This is a genomic window from Klebsiella sp. PK01 (assembly GCF_057624675.1).
In genome coordinates this window covers 352,930-373,414 of record NZ_JBYEZM010000004.1, presented here as the reverse complement: position 1 = coordinate 373,414, position 20,485 = coordinate 352,930, and the positions used below count along the sequence as shown (strand labels likewise).

Genomic DNA, 20,485 nt, shown 5'->3' with positions numbered 1-20,485 from the left:
AATGTATTAGATTGCAAGAAAAGGGCGTCATTTATTACATGACGCCCTGGTAAAAGCGGGTTTACATTCCAGGGAAGGTGACGCTATTCCCCGGCGCTTCCCTGTGTAGATGAATAAAGTTCAGGTGCCGCTCGTACTGGTCGAGAATATCGGTGATCACCTGCTCTTTGCTGTAATCCATCAGGTCGTTACCCTGGCTTCCTTCCAGCAGGAAAGTCTCAAGACGGTAGTAGGTCGATTTGCCGCTGCGCGCCCGGTAGGTAAAACCGGGAATCGAGTACTGCTGCGGCCAAATCTGGTAGACGAAGTTCTGTTCGTCGCCCATATGCACCAGCAGATCGAGGTGACCAAGGTTATCACCCTCTTCCGGCGGCAGGCTTTTCAGCTCAACGTAAGCGCCGCGCAGCTTCAGCTCCTGCGCCACCTCTTCCATCGCCGGGAAGCATACCGTCTCCATCATCTGGCGGGTATAGCGCGTGCCGGGATAGTTCATCAGGCGTGACAGGCGCTTTTTCCAGCTCAGACGATCCTGCACGCCAAGCGGACGCGGCGCGGTATCACGGTTAGCGCTTTCACGGCGATAATCCTCCACCTTCAATGACTTATATAACCCCGCCATCACGAAGAAAATCACAAAGCTGAACGGTAGCCCCATGATCACCGTCGCGTTCTGTAGGGCGGAGATGCCGTTAGTCATCAGCATACCGAGGGTCAACAGGCCAATCACCACCGACCAGAAGATGCGCAGCCAGTTCGGTGCATCGCTATTAATATCCTTCAGCTTCGAAGTGAAGTTGCCGAGCACCAGCGCGCCGGAGTCCGCTGAGGTGACATAAAACAGCAGGCCGGTAATGGTGGCGACCGAGGCGCTAAAGGTAAACGCCGGATACTGCGCCAGCAGGTTATAGAAACCGCGCTCCGGGTGAGCGATGGCTTCGGCGGCAAAATCCGCATTGCCGTGAATAATTTCATACAGCGCGCTATTGCCGAATACCGACAGCCACAGCAGGGTGAAAGTAAACGGAATAATCAGCGTACCCACCACAAACTGACGAATGGTGCGCCCGCGCGAAATACGCGCCAGGAACAGGCCGACAAACGGCGACCACGCCACCCACCAGGCCCAGAAGAATAACGTCCAGTTATTCATCCATTCCACCGGACGGTCGAAGGCGAAGCTGTTCAGCGTCATTCCCATAAAGCGATTGACGTAATCCCCGACGTTCAACACCAGCGCATTGAGCAGGAACTCGGTATCGCCCATAAACAGAATGAATAAGATCAGCCCCAGCGCCAGTACCACGTTGAGTTCGGAAAGGATACGAATGCCCTTATCCACGCCGGAGGTCACCGAAATGGTGGCGATAATCACCGACAATACAATCAGCGCCGCCTTTGCCCCCAATGAATCAGGAATATGGAACAGCACGCTCAGGCCATAATTGAGCTGCACCACGCCGATACCGAGGGTGGTGGCGATACCGAAAATCGTACCGATCACCGCGGCGATATCGACGCTGTGGCCGATGGGGCCATTAATCTTTTTCCCGAAGATAGGATAGAGCGCGGAGCGGATGGTAAGCGGCAAATTATAACGATAGCTAAAGTATCCCAGCGCCATTCCCATCAGGGCGTACATCGACCAGCCGGTGAGCCCGTAGTGGAATAGCGTCCACACCATCGCCTGGCGGGCGGCTTCCATGGTCTGCCCCGCCCCTTCCGGCGGCTGCATATACTGCGTGACCGGTTCGGCGACCGAGAAGAACATCAGGTCGATGCCGATCCCGGCGGCAAACAGCATCGCCGCCCAGCTCAGCACGCTAAACTCCGGCTTCGAGTGCTCCGGCCCCAGTTTCACCGAGCCAAAGCGGGAACAGGCAATACAGACGACGAACACGATATACAGCGTGGCGGCGAGTAAATAATACCAGCCGAAGGTTTTAGAAACCCAGTTCAGGGTACGGCCAATCCAGGCCGCGGAAAAATCGCTGAAGAAGATAGTCATCAGGGAAAACAACAAAATCAGTCCTGCGGAAGTGTAAAAAACCACCGGATTGATTTTGTCCTTTTCTCTGCTCGGCGAAAGGTCTGTCATCCATTCTCCTTACATTTATTGCAACTATTAAAAAGCAAATCGGTAACAATTAAGACACATTTTATATTGAACGTCCAATCAAAAACCGCTTTAATAGATAAACAAATCTGATGAATGGAGTCCGGGAAATGCCAAAACTGGGGATGCAATCGATACGTCAGCGACAGCTGATTGACGCTACGCTGGCGGCGATTAATGAGGTCGGCATGCATGACGCCACCATCGCGCAGATCGCCCGCCGGGCGGGCGTATCGACGGGCATCATCAGCCACTATTTCAAGGACAAAAACGGCCTGCTGGAGGCGACGATGCGCGACATCACCGGCCAGCTACGTCATGCGGTGTTACAGCGGCTGCGGGCGCTACCCGGCGCCAGCGCTGAACGGCGTCTGCGGGCCATCGTCGCCGGCAATTTCGACGACAGCCAGATAAGCGGCGCGGCGATGAAGGCCTGGCTTGCCTTCTGGGCCAGCAGTATGCACCAGCCGATGCTCTACCGCCTGCAGCAGGTCAGCAGTAAGCGTTTGTTATCGAATATCGTCTATGAGTTTCAGCGCCAGCTGCCGCGCGAGCAGGCGCAGGAAGCGGGCTATGGCCTGGCGGCGCTGATCGATGGCCTGTGGCTGCGTGCGGCGTTAAGCGGTAAACCGCTCGACAAAGCCCGCGCTGAGGCGCTCGCGGACCATTTCATCAGGCAGTATCTGCCACCGACTTCGCAATAATGGAGGAAACCATGTCCCGAATGGCCGAACAGCAGCTTTATATTCACGGCAAGTTTGTCGCCGCCACCAGCGGTAAAACTTTCGAGACCATCAACCCTGCCACTGGGGAAGTGCTGGCAACCGTCCAGGCCGCCGGGCGTGAAGACGTCGACCGTGCGGTAAAAAGCGCCCAACAGGGGCAGAAAGTCTGGGCGGCGATGAGCGCGATGGCGCGCTCGCGGATCCTGCGTAAAGCGGTTGATATTCTGCGCGAACGTAACGATGAGCTGGCGCGTCTGGAGACGCTTGATACCGGCAAACCGCTGAGCGAAACCGCCGCCGTCGATATCGTGACCGGCGCCGATGTACTGGAGTACTACGCCGGATTGATCCCGGCGCTGGAAGGCAGCCAGATCCCGCTGCGCGACAGTTCTTTTGTCTACACCCGCCGTGAACCGCTTGGCGTGGTCGCCGGTATCGGCGCCTGGAACTACCCGATCCAGATAGCGCTGTGGAAATCGGCCCCGGCGCTGGCCGCCGGTAACGCGATGATCTTTAAACCAAGCGAAGTCACTCCGCTCACCGCGCTGAAGCTGGCGGAAATCTACCGCGAAGCGGGTCTGCCGGATGGGGTCTTCAACGTCCTGCCGGGGATCGGCGCCGAAACCGGCCAGTACCTGACCGAGCATCCGGACATCGCCAAAATCTCCTTCACCGGCGGTGTCGCCAGCGGCAAAAAAGTCATGGCCAACTCCGCCGCCTCTTCTTTAAAAGAGGTGACCATGGAGCTGGGCGGTAAATCACCGCTGATTATCGCGGAAGATGCCAACCTCGACCTCGCCGCCGATATCGCCATGATGGCCAATTTCTACAGCTCCGGTCAGGTCTGCACCAACGGCACCCGCGTATTTGTGCCCGCGAAATTTAAAGCCGAATTTGAGCACAAGATCCTGGAGCGCGTAGGCCGTATCCGCGCCGGAGACCTGTTTGCCGACGATACCAACTTCGGCCCGCTGGTCAGCTTCCCGCATCGCCAGAATGTCCTGCGCTATATCGAGAGCGGCAAAAGCGAAGGCGCTCGCCTGCTGTGCGGCGGCGATGTGCTCAAAGGCGAAGGCTTCGATAATGGCGCATGGGTCGCTCCGACGGTCTTCACCGACTGCACCGACGACATGACTATCGTGCGCGAAGAGATCTTCGGACCGGTGATGTCGATTCTCAGCTATGACGACGAAGCGGAAGTGATTCGCCGCGCCAACGCCACCGAGTACGGCCTTGCCGCTGGCGTCGTCACGCCGGATCTGAACCGCGCTCACCGCATCATCCACCAGCTGGAAGCAGGCATTTGCTGGATCAACAGCTGGGGCGAATCGCCGGCGGAAATGCCGGTCGGCGGCTATAAGCACTCCGGCATTGGCCGAGAAAATGGCGTGATGACGCTACAGAGCTATACCCAAGTGAAATCCATCCAGGTTGAGATGGGTCAGTTTCAATCCATATTTTAACCAGGAGGTCATTTTTGCAGTTTGACTACATCATTATTGGCGCCGGCTCCGCCGGCAACGTCCTCGCGACGCGTTTAACGGAAGATCCCAACACCACCGTCCTGCTGCTGGAAGCGGGCGGTCCGGATTACCGCTTTGATTTCCGCACCCAGATGCCCGCCGCGCTGGCTTTCCCGCTGCAGGGCAAACGCTACAACTGGGCCTATGAGACCGAACCGGAACCCTATATGAACCACCGCCGCATGGAGTGCGGACGCGGTAAAGGTCTCGGCGGATCCTCGCTAATTAACGGCATGTGTTATATCCGCGGCAACGCCATGGACCTTGATAACTGGGCCGCCGCGCCGGGGCTGGAACACTGGAGCTACCTCGACTGCCTACCCTATTACCGAAAAGCGGAAACCCGCGATATCGGCCCTAACGACTATCACGGCGGCGACGGCCCGGTGAGCGTCGCTACGCCGAAACAGAATAATAATCCGCTGTTCCATGCGATGGTGGAAGCCGGCGTGCAGGCGGGCTATCCGCGCACTGACGATCTCAACGGTTATCAGCAGGAAGGGTTTGGCCCGATGGATCGCACCGTGACGCCGCAGGGGCGTCGCGCCAGCACCGCCCGCGGCTATCTCGATCAGGCCCGCAGCCGCGCAAACCTGACCATCCGCACCCACGCCATGACCGATCACATTATTTTTGACGGCAAACGCGCGGTCGGCGTCGAGTGGCTGGAAGGCGATAGCAGCGCGCCGTCAAAAGCGACAGCCAATAAGGAAGTGCTGCTGTGCGCCGGCGCCATCGCCTCGCCGCAAATTCTGCAGCGTTCCGGCGTCGGCAACCCGGAGCTACTGCGCCAGTTTGATATTCCGCTGGTCCACGCCCTGCCCGGCGTGGGTGAAAATCTGCAGGATCATCTTGAGATGTATCTGCAGTACGAGTGCAAAGAGCCAGTGTCGCTGTATCCGGCGCTACAGTGGTGGAACCAGCCGAAAATCGGCGCGGAATGGCTGTTCGGCGGCACCGGGATTGGCGCCAGCAATCAATTCGAAGCGGGCGGATTTATCCGCAGCCGCGAGGAATTCGCCTGGCCAAATATTCAGTACCACTTCCTGCCGGTGGCGATTAACTACAATGGCTCCAATGCGGTTAAAGAGCATGGTTTCCAGTGCCACGTTGGCTCGATGCGTTCACCAAGCCGCGGCCATGTGCGCCTGAAATCGCGCGACCCGCATGCCCATCCGGCAATCCTGTTTAACTATATGTCGAGCGAACAGGACTGGCAGGAGTTCCGCGACGCCATCCGTATTACCCGCGAAATCATGAACCAGCCGGCGCTGGATAAGTATCGCGGGCGTGAAATCAGTCCTGGCGTTGAGTGCCAGAGCGATGCGGAGTTAGATGAGTTTGTACGTAATCACGCCGAAACCGCGTTCCACCCGTGCGGCACCTGTAAGATGGGGTACGACGACATGGCGGTGGTCGACGGAGAAGGCCGCGTCCACGGTCTGGAAGGGTTACGGGTGGTCGATGCGTCGATTATGCCGCAGATTATTACCGGCAACCTGAACGCCACCACGATCATGATTGGCGAGAAGATGGCCGATGCCATTCGCGGGCGTCAGCCGTTACCGCGCAGCACCGCGGCCTACTATGTCGCCGGCGACGCGCCGGTTCGCCGCTAAACGAGCAGGTCCCCGGATTGCGCTACGCTCATCCGGGCTACCAAATCGCACAACGTTGTAGCCCCGGTAAGCGACAGCGCCACCGGGGATTTTGAAGCCGCCAGCACCGGTGTCAGCGATACGCCACTCGCCCTCCCCGGATTGCGCTACGCTCATCCGGGCTACCAAATAGCACAACTCTGTAGCCCCGGTAAGCGACATCGCCACCGGGGATTTTGAAGCCGCCAGCACCGGTGTCAGCGATATGCCACCCGGCCTTCCCGGATTGCGCTACGCTCATCCTGGCTACCAAATCGCATAGCGCTGTAGCCCCGGTAAGCGACAGCGCCACCGGGGATTTTGAAGCCACCAGCACCGGTGTCAGCAATATGCCACCCGGCCTTCCCGGATTGCGCTACGCTCATCCGGGCTACCAAATCGCACAACTCTGTAGCCCCGGTAAGCGACTGCGCCACCGGGGATTTTGAAGCCGCCAGCACCGGTGTCAGCGATACGCCCTCCCCGGATTGCGCTACGCTCAGCCGGGCTACCAAATCGCACAACGCTGTAGCCCCGGTAAGCGACTGCGCCACCGGGGTTTTCTCATCCCGCCCGCACTCTCTGCGCTTCACCTATACTTGCAGTTTAAGCGGGGACAGGAGAAAGACGATGACGCTACCCGATTTTCACGTCTCAGCGCCTTTTACGCTTGGTATTGAGCTGGAGCTACAGGTCGTCAACCCGCCGGGATACGACCTCAGCCAGGATGCCTCCACGCTGATTGCCGATGTGCAAAGTGAACTAACGACGGGAGAGGCTAAACACGACATCACCGAAAGCATGCTGGAGATAGCCACCGGCATCTGTCGCGATATTAGCCACGCCACCGCACAGCTCGGCGCCATCCATCAGGCGGTACAGCGCGCCGCTCTCCGTCACCATCTGCAGATCTGCGGCGGCGGATCGCACCCTTTCCACGCCTGGCAGCGCCAGCAAATCAGCGATAATCCGCGCTATGTGAAAACCGTCGAGCACTTCGGCTATCTGGCAAAGCAGGCGACGGTATTTGGCCAGCACGTTCACGTCGGCTGTCAGAACGGCGATGACGCCATCTATTTGCTGCACGGGCTGTCACGCTTTGTACCTCACTTTATTGCCCTCAACGCCGCCTCGCCGTGGTTCGACAGCACCGATAGCCGCTTTGCCTGCTCGCGTTTGAACCGTTTCTCTTCCTATCCCGATAACGGGCCAATGCCGTGGGTTGAGAACTGGCATGCCTTTCAGCGTTTATTCCGCCGCCTGAGCTACACCAGCATGATCGACAGCATGAAGGATCTGCACTGGGATATCCGCCCGAGCCCGGTGTTCGGTACCGTCGAGGTGCGGGTAATGGATACGCCGCTGACGATAGGCCAGGCGGTGAATATCGCCGGATTTATCCAGACGCTGGCCTGCTGGCTGTTAAGCGAACGGCCGTTTAAACATCAACCGGAGGATTACCTCCTCTACCCTTTCAACCGCTATCAGGCCTGTCGCTACGGCCTCGACGGGGTGATAACCGATGTCTGGTCCGGCGAACAGCAGAGCATCCGCGCGAACATTCTGCAGTTGGCCGACCGATTGGCGCCTTTTGCCCACAAGGTGCATGCCAGCGCGGCGCTGGAGTCGGTTGTGCGCCAGGCCAGGTCCCCCATCAGCGAAGCGCAGCAGATGCGCGAATTCATCGCCAACGGCGGTTCGCTGATTGGTCTGGTACAAAAGCATTGCGAGATTTGGGCGGCATAAGGAAGCGAAACGGGTATACTCGGCGCAGGATATTTAAAAGGAATGTTCATGTTATTACGCCGCCTGATCCCTCTTGCGCTTCTTCCCTTCACCGCTTTTACCCATGCCGCCTGTACGCTCACCGACCCGACGCTGACCTTGCAAAGCTATACGGTTAATCCGCAGCAGGAGCGCATCGTGATGTACTGGCAAAAGCAAAATGGTAAAGCCTGGGGATCGTTGCGCTCGCTGCTGTCCGATATCGATAAAGACGGCAGCGTCCAGATGGCGATGAACGGCGGGATATACGATAAGGCCTACGAACCGCTGGGCTTGTATATCGAAAACGGCGAGCTGCTAAAGCCGATCAACCGCGCCTCCGGCGGCGGCAACTTTTTCATCCGCCCCGGCGGCGTATTCTGGCTGAAGGGCCAGCGGGCGGGAATAACGCCTATCAACAACTTTAAGCCATCGCCTGAGATAACCTACGCCGTGCAGTCCGGGCCAATGCTGATTGAAAACGGCGCCATCAACTGGCGGCTGAAGCCCTCCGCCAGCTCGCGCAAACTGCGCAACGGCGTCGGCATTGATAAGCAGGGACGGGTGGTATTTATGCTTAGCGAGCGTGAAACCAATTTCTACGATTTCGCCTGTTACGCGCAGTCCAAACTCCACGTGCGCCAGATGCTCTACCTCGACGGCACCATCTCAAAAATGTATCAAAAGGGCGGCAGCATACCGTGGCAGTACCATCCGTTCGTCACCATGATCGCGGTGGAAATCAAAAAACCAGGCTAAAGGAAAATGGCGCCCGCTCAATCCTGAAGGGGCGCCGGAGGGGATCAGGCAGCTTTACGGAAACGGCGGGTCAGCCGCTTCTCAATTTCAACCACCAGGAACATAGCCACACCAATCACCAGGGTCACGAACCAGTAGCGCAGCGGCAGCGCCTCAGTGCCGAACATGTTCTGCATCAGCGGTACATAGATGATGACCAGCTGCATCAGCAACAGGACGCCGGTCACCAGCCAGATACCTTTGTTGCGCAGCAACCCTTTGTTCAGGGAGAAACTGTCGCTGCTGCGGCAGTTAATCATATAGACCCACTGCGCGGTCACCAGCATCTGCAGCAGCACGGTGCGGATGAACTCGGCGCTGTGGCCGCGCGGCGCCAGCCAGGCTTCGAGAATAAAAGCAGCGACGGCAATCATCGAACCGACAAAAGCGACGCGCCAGACGGCGAACCCATCCATCACGTGCTGGCCGGTCTTACGCGGCGGACGGTTCATCACGTTGCGCTCGGCGGCTTCAAAGGCCAGGCCGAAGGAGAGCGTGGCCGAGGTCGCCATGTTCATCCACAAAATCAGCACCGGCGTCAGCGGAATAATATTGCCCGCCAGCAGCGCGATGATGATCAACAGCCCCTGCGCGAGGTTGGTCGGCATGATGAACAGGATGGTCTTTTTCAAGTTGTCGTAGACGCGACGCCCCTCCTTCACCGAACTGGCGATGGTGGCGAAGTTGTCGTCGGTGAGCACCATATCGGCGGCCTCTTTGGTCACCTCGGTCCCTTTAATGCCCATGGCGATGCCCACGTCGGCCTGGCGCAGCGCCGGGGCGTCGTTAACGCCGTCACCGGTCATGCCGACCACTTCGCCGCTATCCTGCAGCGCCTTTACCAGACGCAGCTTATGCTCCGGACTGGTACGGGCGAAAATATCAAACTCCACCGCCGCCTTCGCCAGCTCGGCATCATCCATATGCTCAAGCTGATAGCCGGTCATCGCCTGGCGGCTGTTGGCGATCCCCAGCATCTGACCGATGCTCATCGCCGTCTGCGGGTGGTCGCCGGTGATCATCTTCACGCGGATCCCGGCGGCCTGGCAGGCGTGGATCGCGTCAATCGCCTCCGGACGCGGCGGATCCATCATTCCGGCGATGCCGAGGAACACCAGCCCTTCCCTCAGGTCATCGTGGGTCAACGCGGCGCTGCCGACGGCTGCCGGTTTGCAGGCGGCGGCAACCATCCGTAACCCCTGGCGGGCAAAGCGCGCCATTTCGTCTTCCCAGTACTGACGGTCAAACGGCATTGGCCCCTGCTTGCTCATCTGCTGGCCGCACAGGGCGAAGATGACATCCGGCGCGCCGGTAATCAGTACCCGCTCCTCATCGCCAATCTGCTGATGGGTGGCCATGTATTTGTACTGCGAGTCGAACGGAATTTTCGCCACCAGCCGGGTGACGACCGGCGCTAACTGGGCTTTCGCCGCTAATACCTTCAGCGCCCCTTCGGTCGGGCCGCCGGTGATGCTCCACAGGCCACGTTCGTCCTGAACGATCTGGCTGTCATTGCACAGATCGATGGTGCGCAGGTAGGTTTCCAGCACGCTGCCCGGCTGGACCACCACCGGCTCGTCGCTGCCCTCCTGGAAAATGCGCCCCTGCGGCTCATAGCTGTCGCCTTCAACGCGGTAGCAGCAGTCGGCGGTGATGATCGCTTTCACCGTCATCTCGTTCATGGTCAGGGTGCCGGTCTTATCCGAACACACCACGGTCATCGCGCCAAGCGTTTCAACCGTCGGCAGCTTGCGGATAATCGCCCGCTTACGCGCCATCGTCTGTACGCCGAGCGACAGGATAATCGAGATAATCGCCGGCAGTCCTTCCGGTACCGCCGCCACCGCGAGGCTAATCAGCGACAGCAGCAGCTCGCCCAGCGGGATATCGCGCAGCGCGAGGCTGAAGAAGAACAGCGCCACCATCATCGCGAGGATGATGACAAAAATCGCTTTCCCCAGTTTATCCATCTGCACCAGCAGCGGAGTACGGTGCTTTTCAATAGCCGCCATCATCTGATTGATGTGGCCTAGCTCGGTCTCTTGACCGGTAGCGGTAACCACACCGACGCCGCTGCCGGCGCTGATAGTGGTGCCGGAGAAGACCATATTGGTGCGGTCGCCCAACGGCAGTTCGCCCTGTAGCGTCACGGTGGTTTTATCCACCACCGTCGACTCGCCGGTGAGGATCGCCTCTTCGACCCGTAGATTGTGGCTTTCAATCAGGCGCAGATCCGCCGGAACGCGGTCGCCGGCGCGCAAAATAACAATATCGCCCGGTACAAGGTCACGAGTGGGGATGGTTTCATGCTTGCCGTTGCGCAGCACGCGGGCATCGCTGGAGAGCATGTTGCGGATCCCCTGCAGCGATTTTTCGGCATTGCTCTCCTGAATATGACCGATCAACGCATTAATGACGGTAACGCCGAGAATAACCAGAGTATCGACCCAGTGGCCCATCACCGCGGTGAGCGCGGCAGCGGCCAGCAGGACGTAAATCAGGACATCGTTGAAGTGGGCGAGAAAACGCAGCCATGCCGGTTTGCCTTTCTTTTCCGGCAGCGCGTTAGGGCCGTATGATTTCAGGCGACCGGCGGCTTCAGCGGTGCTGAGACCGTCGGCATGGCTCTTTTTTTGCGCCAGTACCGCCTCGACTGTTTGCTGATAAGCCTGCTGCGGCGCGACGTCGCCCGAGGGCGTGATGTTGTGGGGATTAATCATGCTGGTCAAAATAAAGTTTCCTTTTAAATTCCGTGAATCGGAAAGCCTGAAATCATTTCTGGCCAATGAATTAATGCGTTTTGCGAGCAAGATCAAATTATCCAGCCACAACATTTATTTACTCGCAAATTTAAAAATACATGGTAAGTTGGTTCTAAAAACAAATATTACAGAGTATTTCTAAACCATTTCTAAACGAGGTGAAACATGTTTGGAATCTACCGTGGACGCCGTCTGGCGCTGTATGTCGTACTGGCAATCATTATCGCCACAATTGTGGGATATAGTACTTATACTTTTGTAAAAATGCTGGGGTAATAAATGACGGTAATTTACATCACGATGCAATTAACTTAATCACAAATATTACTCAATAAATTAACAGGGGGTTTTAATTAATAGTATTAGAAATAATATGAATGACGTAAATTAATCAGCGGATAAAGCATATTGCGTTAACGGACTTTTTACCGGACAATATGTTTTTTAACTGACGATTAACATCATAATGAAACACCCGCTGGAAACGCTATTATCCGCCGCCGGCATTTTGCTGTTAGCCCTGATTTCTTGCTTGCTATTGCCGGCGCCCTCGCTCGGCCTGACGCTGGCGCAAAAGCTAGTCACATCCTTCCACCTGATGGATCTCAACCAGCTCTATACCTTGATCTTCTGCCTGTGGTTCTTAGCGCTGGGAGTCGTCGAGTACCTGGTATTACGCTGGGTATGGCGCCGCTGGTTCTCACTGGCAGATTAAGCAGTAAGAGAGAAAAAAAGCCCGCCGATAAAGGCGGACTGGTATGCGGCCGGCGCTCAGTGCGCACGGCTGTGGTTCTCTTTGCGATACGCGCCCGGCGGCTGATTGAAGGTACGGGTAAAGATACGGGTGAAGGTTTGCTGCGAATCAAAGCCGTATTTCAGGCAGATATCATAAACCCGCTGGTCGGTATCTCGCAGGTCGCGCGCCGCCAGCAGCAGTTTACGCTCGCGAATGTAGCGCCCGAGACTTTCCCCTTTGTACTGTAAAAACAGCCGTTGCAGATGCCATTTCGAATACCCGGCATGGCGCGCAATATCATCAATTCGCAGCGGTTGATGCAGATTGTCATCAATCCATTCCACGATAGTGTCAATCACCTGAGCGGATATATTCATATCTCTTCTCTCCTCCTGAACCACTCTGGCGGTTAGCGCCACCAGGCGTTAAATGATTGTGTCTTATCAGCGACCCACACCGGTTCGCCCAGCATTGGCGTGACTAAGCGCCACTCACGTCCTTCACTGGCTGCCGCCAGCCGCTGGTACGGATCGTCCCAGCTGTGTTTTGCCAGCACAAAGCGTCCGGCATGCCCCGGTAATACCGACCGGGCGCGTAAATCATCGGCGGCCTGCGCCGTTTCTTCCGGCATCATGTGGATGTACTTCCAGTCCTGGTCATATTGACCGTTTTCCATGATCGCTAGGTCGATGGGGCCAAACTGCTCGCCAATCGCCTTAAAATGCGGGCCATAGCCGCTATCGCCGCTGTAATAAATCTTTTGCTGCGGGGTGACGAACAGGAAGCTGGCCCACAAGGTCTGGTTGCGTTTCAACCCGCGGCCGGAAAAATGACGAGCCGGCAGCGCGTGTACGGTCAGTTCATCGCTGATTTTTACCGTCTGGTTCCAGTCCACTTCGTTGATAATCGCCGCATCCATTCCCCAGTAGCGCAGATGCGAGCCGACGCCGAGCGGCGTCACCACGCGTTTAACTTTCGGCATCAGCGCTTTAATGGTGGCGTAGTCGAGATGGTCATAGTGATCGTGGGAAATTATCAGCACATCGATCTCAGGCATCTGCTGCGCGTTCCACGGGTAGTCGCCGGGGAAGGCCTTATTGATGAAAGAGAACGGCGCGGCGTAATCGCTAAATACCGGGTCGATCAGGATACGTTTCCCCGCCAGCTGCAGATACCACGATGAGTGACCGAGCCAGACCATGACGTCTTCACCAGACGGCAAACCGGCAAGATCGGTATTCACCAGCGGTAACGGCTGCAGCGGGCGTGCGTTTTCTCGCTTAGTCACCAGGAAATCCCACCACGCGGCCAGCATGTTTTTCTGCCCGGTGAATCCCGGCGTCGGCAGTTGGTTATGGAACTGACCGTCACGATAATTCGGCGACTGTTCGACAAGACTGAGCTGCGCACCCTGCGGCGCTTTGCCAAAACCGGCATTAAGAACAAACGGCAATGTCGTTGTTGCTGCTAATAACATAATGGCGACCACGCTAAAGGTGACACGGTTCATATCCTGACCAGACAAAAGCCCCATCCAGGGGACTTTATGATATAACTTGATTATGAGTGAGTAAGCACTCATTATTGAGAAGGAGTCGAAAATCGTCAAGACTATTTTCAATATTTGACATCTGGCGTTGCAGTTGTGCGGTCCGCCGTGATTAGATCGGGGTTTAACTTTCTGCGAGGTAAAATGTAGTGGCTCGTCCTAAGAGTGAAGATAAAAAACAAGCGTTACTGGAAGCCGCCACGGCCGCTTTCGCCCAGTCCGGCATTGCCGCTTCAACATCGGCGATAGCCCGCAGCGCGGGGGTTGCCGAGGGAACGCTGTTTCGCTATTTCGCCACCAAAGATGAGTTGCTCAACGAGTTATACCTCGCCATTAAGATGCGCTTAGTACAGACGATGATCGCCGGGCTCAATCCTGACGAAAAGCGCCCGAAAGAGAACGCGCGCAATATCTGGAACAGCTATATCGACTGGGGGATGCGTAACCCTATGGAATACCGCGCCATTCGCCGTATGGCATTGAGCGAACGCATCACCGATGAAACCCGCAGCCTGGTCAAAGAGAGTTTTCCCGAGCTTAACGAGATGTGCCAGCTGTCGGTGAAAGCGGTTTTCCTTAGCGACGCCTATCGCGCTTTCGGCGATGCCCTGTTCCTGTCGCTGGCCGAAACCACCATCGAGTTCGCCAGCCACGATCCGCAGCGCGCCCGTGAGCTTATCGCCCTCGGTTTTGAGGCCATGTGGAATGCGCTGCACGAGAGTGAGCATTAATGGATAACGAAGCGCTACACCATCACGCGCAGCGTATCGCGCTGACCTACCCTTTCACCGAGCACTGCTGGCCGTTTGGCCCGGAGTATGACGTGTTTAAAGTCGGCGGGCGTATCTTCATGCTAACCATGACCCTTCGCGGGCGGGCAATCGTCAACCTGAAGGCCGATCCGCAAAAATCGCTGCTCAATCAGCAAATTTACCGCAGTATCGAGCCGGGCTATCACATGAACAAAAAGCACTGGATCACCGTGGTGCCGGGCGAGGATATCAGCGAGGATTTACTTGCCGAGCTTATTGACGACTCGTGGAATCTGGTGGTGGATAAGCTGGCGAAAAAAGACCAGCGTCGGCTGCGTCCCGGCTGATTTTCAAATAAATGCGATAAGTGTTATCGCATTTTTCACTCTTATCATTTCCCGCGCATCGCTGTACTCTTCCTCCCACGAAATGTGCCCGTAAGGGGCTGAAAATTGTGAGGAAGAGTCATGGATATTATCTCAGTTGCCTTAAAACGTTACTCCACTAAGGCCTTTGATCCGGCGAAAAAGCTGACGGCCGAACAGGCGGAAAACCTGAAAACGCTGCTGCAATATAGCCCGTCGAGCACCAACTCCCAGCCGTGGCACTTTATCGTCGCCAGCAGCGATGAAGGCAAAGCCCGCGTCGCGAAAGCGGCCAGCGGCACCTACGTGTTCAACGAACGTAAAATCCTCGACGCTTCCCACGTTGTCGTGTTCTGTGCGAAAACCGCGATGGACGATGCGTGGCTGGAAAAAGTCGTTGATCAGGAAGACGCCGATGGCCGTTTTGCCACTCCGGAAGCCAAAGCCGGCAACCACAAAGGCCGCACCTTCTTTGCCGATATGCACCGCAAAGAGCTGAAAGATGACGATCAGTGGATGGCGAAGCAGGTTTATCTTAACGTGGGCAACTTCCTGCTCGGCGTGGCGGCAATGGGTCTGGATGCGGTGCCGATCGAAGGCGTCGATTTCGCTATCCTCGACGAAGAGTTTGGCCTGAAAGCGCAAGGTTATACCAGCGTAGTTGTGGTGCCGGTCGGTCATCACAGCGTGGAGGACTTCAACGCCGCACTGCCGAAATCCCGCCTGCCGCAGTCCACAACCATCACCGAGATCTAATCTCCGCGCGCTGCCCTCCCCGGTGGCGCTGACGCTTACCGGGGCTACCAACCGAGTGCAGGATCGTAGCCCGGATAAGGCGCAACGCGCCGCCATCCGGGGAGGACGGCGGCGATCGCTTACGCTTAGCAGGGAAAAACCGTTACTTTTTCTCCCCCTCGCCGGCGTGCCAGATCCGCTCGGCGTAGCGGCCAATCATCGCCAGCGACGCCGCCAGGATCAGGAAAAACACCACCTTGTGCAGGCTGTACCAGAAGAATTCGAAAAAGCGGGTATAGAGGTTGATGGCGAGAAACGTCAGGCCAAATCCACGCAGCATGCCATCGTCGGTTTTCAGGCTGATATAAATACAGATCACCGCCGCCAGCGCAAACAGCAGTCCCCACGGCAGCAGTTGCGCCTGACTGACCCCATACCAGCTCTCGGAATCGTAGTTGCCGAATATCGACAGGATCCACAGCGCGACAAACAACCAGGTCAGCCCCATCGCCTTACTGACGGTAAACAACTGCCGCTGGCGTAATACATTTTGCATCAAGTAGCACAGCGCCAGCAGCACGCCGCCGAACAGCACGAAACGAATCGGGAAGCTCATCCCCAGCCAGTAGGCCCCCCAACCTGATACATAGCCGGTTTCCGCGCCAAACCAGTTCCCCAGCGCCAGCAGAAAGAACAGCCACACCAGCCCGGAGCGGGCGAAATACCCTATCAGGCCGTAAATCGCGCAGCCGAGCAGTATTAGCGGCGCCACGTGGCCGCTGCCGTCGTCCAGCCGATCGCCTAGCTGCCACAGGGCAATGGCGGTGCAAATCACGCCGAGGAACAAAATCGCCTCGGTGCTATAGTGCCACTGCGCTTCGCGACGCTGACGGCGGAACCCCCAATAATAAAATGCGATGGCCAGCAGCGTCGGCAGGATAATGCGCGCGATAGCGGAGTCGCTGAACAGATTGATAATCGCCGCAATCAATTCGGCATCGGCGAACAGACTCCCCAGCGCAATCAGTACGCAGGCTATCGCGGTCCAGAAGGCATAGCGGCTCAGGCGCTGCCAGTCGAAAGCACGGACAGATAGCGACGCTGACAGCCGTTGGCCGTCGCTGCTGTTCAGGATCCCCTCCTGCTGCCATTGCTCGATAGCACGTTGAATAATCCGCTGCTGCTTGCGGGTGACGTTCATAAGCGTTCCTTGTCCATTGCGGGCTTAGCCCTGTTGATCCAGCCAGGCCAGCGCCTGTTCTCCGGTTTCATCCAGCGGTAAATAGACCAGCAGACGCGAACCGTTGCGCGGCGCTGAATACCAGTACATTTGCTGCAGACTAAAGCGCCCGAGCTGCGGATGGTTAAAATTTTTCACCTGGTTTTCGACGCCGCGCACCTCGTAGCGCTGGTGCCATAGCGCTTCAAACTCCGACGAGGCGGCGAAAAAACGCGCCAGCTTATCTTCCCACTCTGGCGAGCCGCGATGCTCAGCCATCGCCGCGCGAAAATAGGAAACAAAAGTCGGCAACACGTCGCGATTTTCAATGCGGCTACGCCAGGCTTCGCAGGTGAGATAGAGATAGATGCAATTGCGGTCTTCTTCGGCAATCGTCGCGAAATCAACGCCCATCAGGCGGCAAAAGCTGTCATTCCAGGCGACGATATCAAAGTTCGGTTTCTGAATGCTGGCGGGCTGCGGCATCAGGCTATCAAGCATACGTCGGGTTCCGGGGCTTATCCCCTCGCAGACCGTGGCCTGCGTATTCTCTGGGGGCGTTAAGCCTGCCAGAACGAACAGATGACGGGTCTCCAGCGGGCTGCACTGAAGCGCGCTGGCCACGCCGCTTAATACCGCCGCCGACGGATTCACTTCCCGCCCCTGCTCAAGCCAGGTGTACCAGGTCACGCCGACGTCCGCCAGCATCGCCACTTCCTCCCGGCGCAGCCCCGGCGTCCGCCGCCGCCCGACGCGCGGCAGGCCGAGACGCTGCGGGTCAAGACTTTCGCGGCGGGCGCGCAGAAATGCCCCCAGCTGTTTACGGCTATCATCGGGCGCTAGATTCAGCGCCTCACGTTGCAGCATTAGCGTCATCGTTCCTCCAGCATGGTAGTACCAATACCAGTATAGACAGGAACTGGTACCCGTTTAATTAATCGGAGATGCTACGGCCATCCGCTGAATGACGCAATGGAGAGATCCGATGAATTCGTCTGCTGTTTCACCCGGCCGCGCCGGCTTACTGCTGTTACTGACCGGCCAGATGCTGCCGTTAATTGATACCTCGATAACCAACGTGGCGCTGGATTCGATCACCCACTCCCTCGACGCCAGCGCCACCCAACTGGAGCTTATTGTCGCGCTGTACGGCGTGGCCTTTGCCGTCTGCCTGGCGATGGGCAGCAAACTGGGCGATAACTATGGACGCCGCCGCCTGTTTCTGTGGGGTGTGGCGGTATTCGGCATCGCCTCGCTGCTATGCGGAATGGCTAACTCCATTAACGCCCTACTCGCCGCACGAACGCTGCAAGGTGCCGGCGCGGCGCTGATCGTGCCGCAAATCCTCGCCACCCTGCACGTCACCCTGAAAGGCACCGCTCACGCCAGGGCGATCAGCCTCTACGGCGGTATCGGCGGCATCGCGTTTATCGTCGGCCAGATGGGCGGCGGCTGGCTGGTCTCCGCCGATATCGCCGGGCTCGGCTGGCGCAACGCCTTCTTTATCAACGTGCCTATCTGCCTGCTGGTGTTGGCCTTTAGCCGCCGCTATGTGCCGGAAACCCGCCGCGAAAGCCATTCCAGCATCGACTGGCAGGGAACTTTCAGCCTGGCGTTAATCCTCTGCTGCCTGCTGTTCCCGATGGCGCTGGGGCCGGAACTGCACTGGCCATGGGAGCTACAGCTGCTTTTGCTGGCCGTACTCCCCCTGCTCGGCTGGATGCGCCTGAGCGCGCTGCGTAAACAGCAGCGCGGTGAGCAACCGCTGCTACCGCCGCGGCTGTTAAAGCTCACCAGTATCCGCTTTGGGATGGCTATCGCGCTGCTGTTCTTCAGCGCCTGGTCCGGCTTTATGTTCTGTATGGCGCTGACCATGCAGGCCGGGCTTGGGATGGCGCCGTGGCAGTCCGGCAACAGTTTTATCGCTCTCGGGGTGGCCTATTTTATCTCCGCGCTGTACGCGCCGAAGCTTATCGCCCGCTACAGCATGGGGCGCATTTTGCTGATAGGCCTGGCGGTACAGATTAGCGGCCTGCTGCTGCTGAGCGCCACCTTTTATCAACTTGGCCTGCGGACCACGACGCTGGCGCTGGTGCCCTCCACCGCGCTAGTCGGCTATGGTCAGGCGTTAATCGTCAACAGTTTCTATCGTATCGGGATGCGGGACATTCGCGCCTGCGACGCCGGAGCCGGTAGCGCCATCCTCAGTACCCTGCAGCAGGCGACGCTGGGGCTGGGGCCGGCCATTCTTGGCTCGCTGTTCTTGACCCTGGCCCAGCGCGGCGGTGGCGACTATGCGCAGGCGCTGATCGTCTTCCTGCTGGTCGAGGTGGCGATGATGCTGCTGCTGGGCGCTATAGCCCTCTGGCTGCGCCATCACCTGAATCTGCAGCCGGCGGCGACGGCGTCCTGATTCACAACTGTGTAACCTCTGATTTGCATAATAGTCATCCAGCGGTCATCATAACCGCTGGATGTACAGGAGACGTTATGCAGGAATTAATATCGCAAATCGCCGCATTAGGCATCAAAATCACCCCTACCACCTCGCTCATCATTACTTTTGGCATTATTTTTCTGACGGCGATTGTCGTTCATCTCATTCTGCACAAAGTGGTACTGCGCACCTTCGAAAAGCGGGCGCAGGCCAGCAGCCATTTATGGCTGCAAATCATCACGCAAAATAAACTCTTTCACCGCCTGGCGTTCACCCTGCAGGGAATTATCGTCAACGTTCAGGCCGTGCTCTGGCTGCAGAAAGGCAGCGAAGCGGCGGAAATTTTATCCACCTGCGCGCAGCTGTGGGTAATGGTTTACGCCATGCTTTCCTTCTTCTCGCTGCTGGACGTGATTTTCAATCTGGCGCAAAAATTCCCCACCGCCTCGCAGCTGCCGTTAAAAGGCATCTTCCAGGGCATTAAGCTAGTTACGGCGATTATTATCGGCATTCTGATCATATCGCTGCTAATTGGCCAGTCGCCGGCGATTCTGATTAGCGGCCTTGGCGCGATGGCCGCCGTGCTGATGTTAGTATTTAAAGACCCGATTCTTGGCCTGGTGGCCGGGATCCAGCTTTCCGCCAACGACATGCTCAAACTCGGCGACTGGCTGGAGATGCCGAAATATGGCGCTGATGGCGCGGTTATTGATATCGGTCTGACCACGGTAAAAGTGCGCAACTGGGATAACACCATCACTACAATCCCCACCTGGTCGCTGGTCTCGGATTCGTTTAAAAACTGGAGCGGAATGTCGGCCTCCGGCGGGCGTCGCATTAAGCGCAGCCTGAACATCGATACCACCAGCATCCATTTTCTTGACGAGCAGGAGCAACAGCGCCTGATTCAGGCCAAATTGCTAAAGCCCTATATGGACTCGCGCCATCAGGAAATTAACGAGTGGAACCAACAGCACGCCAATGCGCCGTCGGTGCTCAACCTGCGCAAAATGACCAATATCGGCACCTTCCGCGCCTATCTGCAGGAGTATCTGCGTAACCATCCGCGGCTACGCAAGGATATGACCATGATGGTGCGCCAGTTAGCGCCGGACGCTAACGGCCTGCCGATTGAGATCTACTGCTTTACCAATACCGTGGTGTGGGCGGAGTATGAAGGCATTCAGGCGGATATCTTCGACCATATCTTTGCCGTGGTTGACGAGTTCGGCCTGCGTATACACCAGACGCCAACCGGCAACGACATTCGTTCACTGTCGGGCGCGCTGTCGTCCTGATTCCCGGCTGGCGCGCATTGCGCGCCAGCGTACTCTCACTCCACTATCATTTCTCAGGGCTAGCCGTCGACA

The 20,485-nt window shown here is 57.4% G+C and carries 18 protein-coding genes; 11 read left to right on the top strand and 7 right to left on the bottom strand.

Translation table 11 applies throughout. From position 1 onward, the window contains the following. Window positions 1-61: 61 nt before the first annotated feature. Window positions 62-2,095, bottom strand: a complete 2,034-nt coding sequence (gene betT, locus AC22LX_RS14990) for a choline BCCT transporter BetT (protein WP_015704693.1) — start codon at window positions 2,093-2,095, stop codon at window positions 62-64. 128 nt (window positions 2,096-2,223) lie between these two features. On the opposite strand from betT, the gene betI reads away from it, so the two are divergent. From betI to betA, 3 genes are read left to right on the top strand one after another with little or no spacing between them, the layout of a single operon-like run. Continuing rightward, the gene (gene betI / locus AC22LX_RS14985) at window positions 2,224-2,817 is read left to right on the top strand and encodes a transcriptional regulator BetI (protein WP_045392822.1); all 594 of its coding nucleotides are present in this window, start codon (window positions 2,224-2,226) and stop codon (window positions 2,815-2,817) included. Between the two features lie 11 nt (window positions 2,818-2,828). Further along, window positions 2,829-4,301 (top strand): betaine-aldehyde dehydrogenase, encoded by a 1,473-nt coding sequence (betB, locus tag AC22LX_RS14980; protein ID WP_042893339.1) that lies wholly within the window; start codon window positions 2,829-2,831, stop codon window positions 4,299-4,301. Window positions 4,302-4,315: 14 nt separating this feature from the next. Further along, window positions 4,316-5,980, top strand: a complete 1,665-nt coding sequence (gene betA / locus AC22LX_RS14975; RefSeq protein ID WP_045392819.1) for a choline dehydrogenase — start codon at window positions 4,316-4,318, stop codon at window positions 5,978-5,980. A gap of 236 nt (window positions 5,981-6,216) precedes the next feature. Here the strand turns inward: betA and AC22LX_RS14970 are convergent, their stop codons facing one another. Then, window positions 6,217-6,591, bottom strand: coding sequence for a hypothetical protein (locus AC22LX_RS14970; protein ID WP_487334060.1), 375 nt, complete (start codon window positions 6,589-6,591; stop codon window positions 6,217-6,219). 37 nt (window positions 6,592-6,628) lie between these two features. Between AC22LX_RS14970 and AC22LX_RS14965 the strand changes: the two genes are divergently transcribed. Beyond that, entirely contained in the window at window positions 6,629-7,744 is a 1,116-nt protein-coding gene (locus AC22LX_RS14965) for a YbdK family carboxylate-amine ligase (protein ID WP_487334059.1), read from the top strand. 48 nt (window positions 7,745-7,792) lie between these two features. After that, window positions 7,793-8,521 (top strand): phosphodiester glycosidase family protein, encoded by a 729-nt coding sequence (locus AC22LX_RS14960; protein WP_047078599.1) that lies wholly within the window; start codon window positions 7,793-7,795, stop codon window positions 8,519-8,521. A 44-nt stretch (window positions 8,522-8,565) separates the two neighbouring features. Here the strand turns inward: AC22LX_RS14960 and AC22LX_RS14955 are convergent, their stop codons facing one another. Continuing rightward, complete coding sequence (locus tag AC22LX_RS14955) at window positions 8,566-11,289, bottom strand: cation-transporting P-type ATPase (protein WP_487334058.1); 2,724 nt, start codon at window positions 11,287-11,289, stop codon at window positions 8,566-8,568. A 499-nt stretch (window positions 11,290-11,788) separates the two neighbouring features. Between AC22LX_RS14955 and AC22LX_RS14950 the strand changes: the two genes are divergently transcribed. Then, window positions 11,789-12,037 carry a DUF1158 domain-containing protein gene (locus AC22LX_RS14950; RefSeq protein ID WP_015704686.1) on the top strand — a complete coding sequence of 83 codons (249 nt, stop codon included), beginning with the start codon at window positions 11,789-11,791 and terminating at the stop codon, window positions 12,035-12,037. A gap of 56 nt (window positions 12,038-12,093) precedes the next feature. Here AC22LX_RS14950 and AC22LX_RS14945 read toward each other — a convergent pair whose 3' ends face one another. Together AC22LX_RS14945 and AC22LX_RS14940 are read right to left on the bottom strand one after the other, a co-directional pair. Next, window positions 12,094-12,435, bottom strand: coding sequence for a RamA family antibiotic efflux transcriptional regulator (locus AC22LX_RS14945; RefSeq protein ID WP_015367806.1), 342 nt, complete (start codon window positions 12,433-12,435; stop codon window positions 12,094-12,096). A gap of 32 nt (window positions 12,436-12,467) precedes the next feature. Further along, the gene (locus tag AC22LX_RS14940) at window positions 12,468-13,583 is read right to left on the bottom strand and encodes an MBL fold metallo-hydrolase (protein WP_162184063.1); all 1,116 of its coding nucleotides are present in this window, start codon (window positions 13,581-13,583) and stop codon (window positions 12,468-12,470) included. A gap of 173 nt (window positions 13,584-13,756) precedes the next feature. On the opposite strand from AC22LX_RS14940, the gene AC22LX_RS14935 reads away from it, so the two are divergent. The 3 genes from AC22LX_RS14935 to nfsB all read left to right on the top strand — a co-directional run bounded on the left by AC22LX_RS14935 (window position 13,757) and on the right by nfsB (window position 15,480). Then, window positions 13,757-14,338, top strand: a complete 582-nt coding sequence (locus AC22LX_RS14935) for a TetR/AcrR family transcriptional regulator (protein WP_045393337.1) — start codon at window positions 13,757-13,759, stop codon at window positions 14,336-14,338. Continuing rightward, complete coding sequence (locus AC22LX_RS14930) at window positions 14,338-14,706, top strand: MmcQ/YjbR family DNA-binding protein (protein WP_015367809.1); 369 nt, start codon at window positions 14,338-14,340, stop codon at window positions 14,704-14,706. The genes AC22LX_RS14935 and AC22LX_RS14930 overlap by 1 nt, the downstream gene beginning before the upstream one ends. A 120-nt stretch (window positions 14,707-14,826) precedes the next feature. Beyond that, a complete protein-coding gene (gene nfsB / locus AC22LX_RS14925; protein WP_015367810.1) occupies window positions 14,827-15,480 on the top strand; it encodes an oxygen-insensitive NAD(P)H nitroreductase in 654 nt (217 codons plus the stop codon). Window positions 15,481-15,622: 142 nt separating this feature from the next. On the opposite strand, the gene AC22LX_RS14920 is transcribed toward nfsB, so the two are convergent. Continuing rightward, complete coding sequence (locus AC22LX_RS14920) at window positions 15,623-16,660, bottom strand: DUF2157 domain-containing protein (protein ID WP_049061099.1); 1,038 nt, start codon at window positions 16,658-16,660, stop codon at window positions 15,623-15,625. A gap of 24 nt (window positions 16,661-16,684) precedes the next feature. Continuing rightward, entirely contained in the window at window positions 16,685-17,554 is an 870-nt protein-coding gene (locus AC22LX_RS14915) for a helix-turn-helix transcriptional regulator (RefSeq protein WP_045393343.1), read from the bottom strand. 109 nt (window positions 17,555-17,663) lie between these two features. Between AC22LX_RS14915 and AC22LX_RS14910 the strand changes: the two genes are divergently transcribed. Beyond that, window positions 17,664-19,091 (top strand): MFS transporter, encoded by a 1,428-nt coding sequence (locus AC22LX_RS14910; protein ID WP_045393346.1) that lies wholly within the window; start codon window positions 17,664-17,666, stop codon window positions 19,089-19,091. Window positions 19,092-19,168: 77 nt separating this feature from the next. Then, window positions 19,169-20,413, top strand: a complete 1,245-nt coding sequence (locus tag AC22LX_RS14905; RefSeq protein ID WP_047049418.1) for a mechanosensitive ion channel family protein — start codon at window positions 19,169-19,171, stop codon at window positions 20,411-20,413. The last annotated feature ends 72 nt before the right edge of the window (window positions 20,414-20,485 follow it).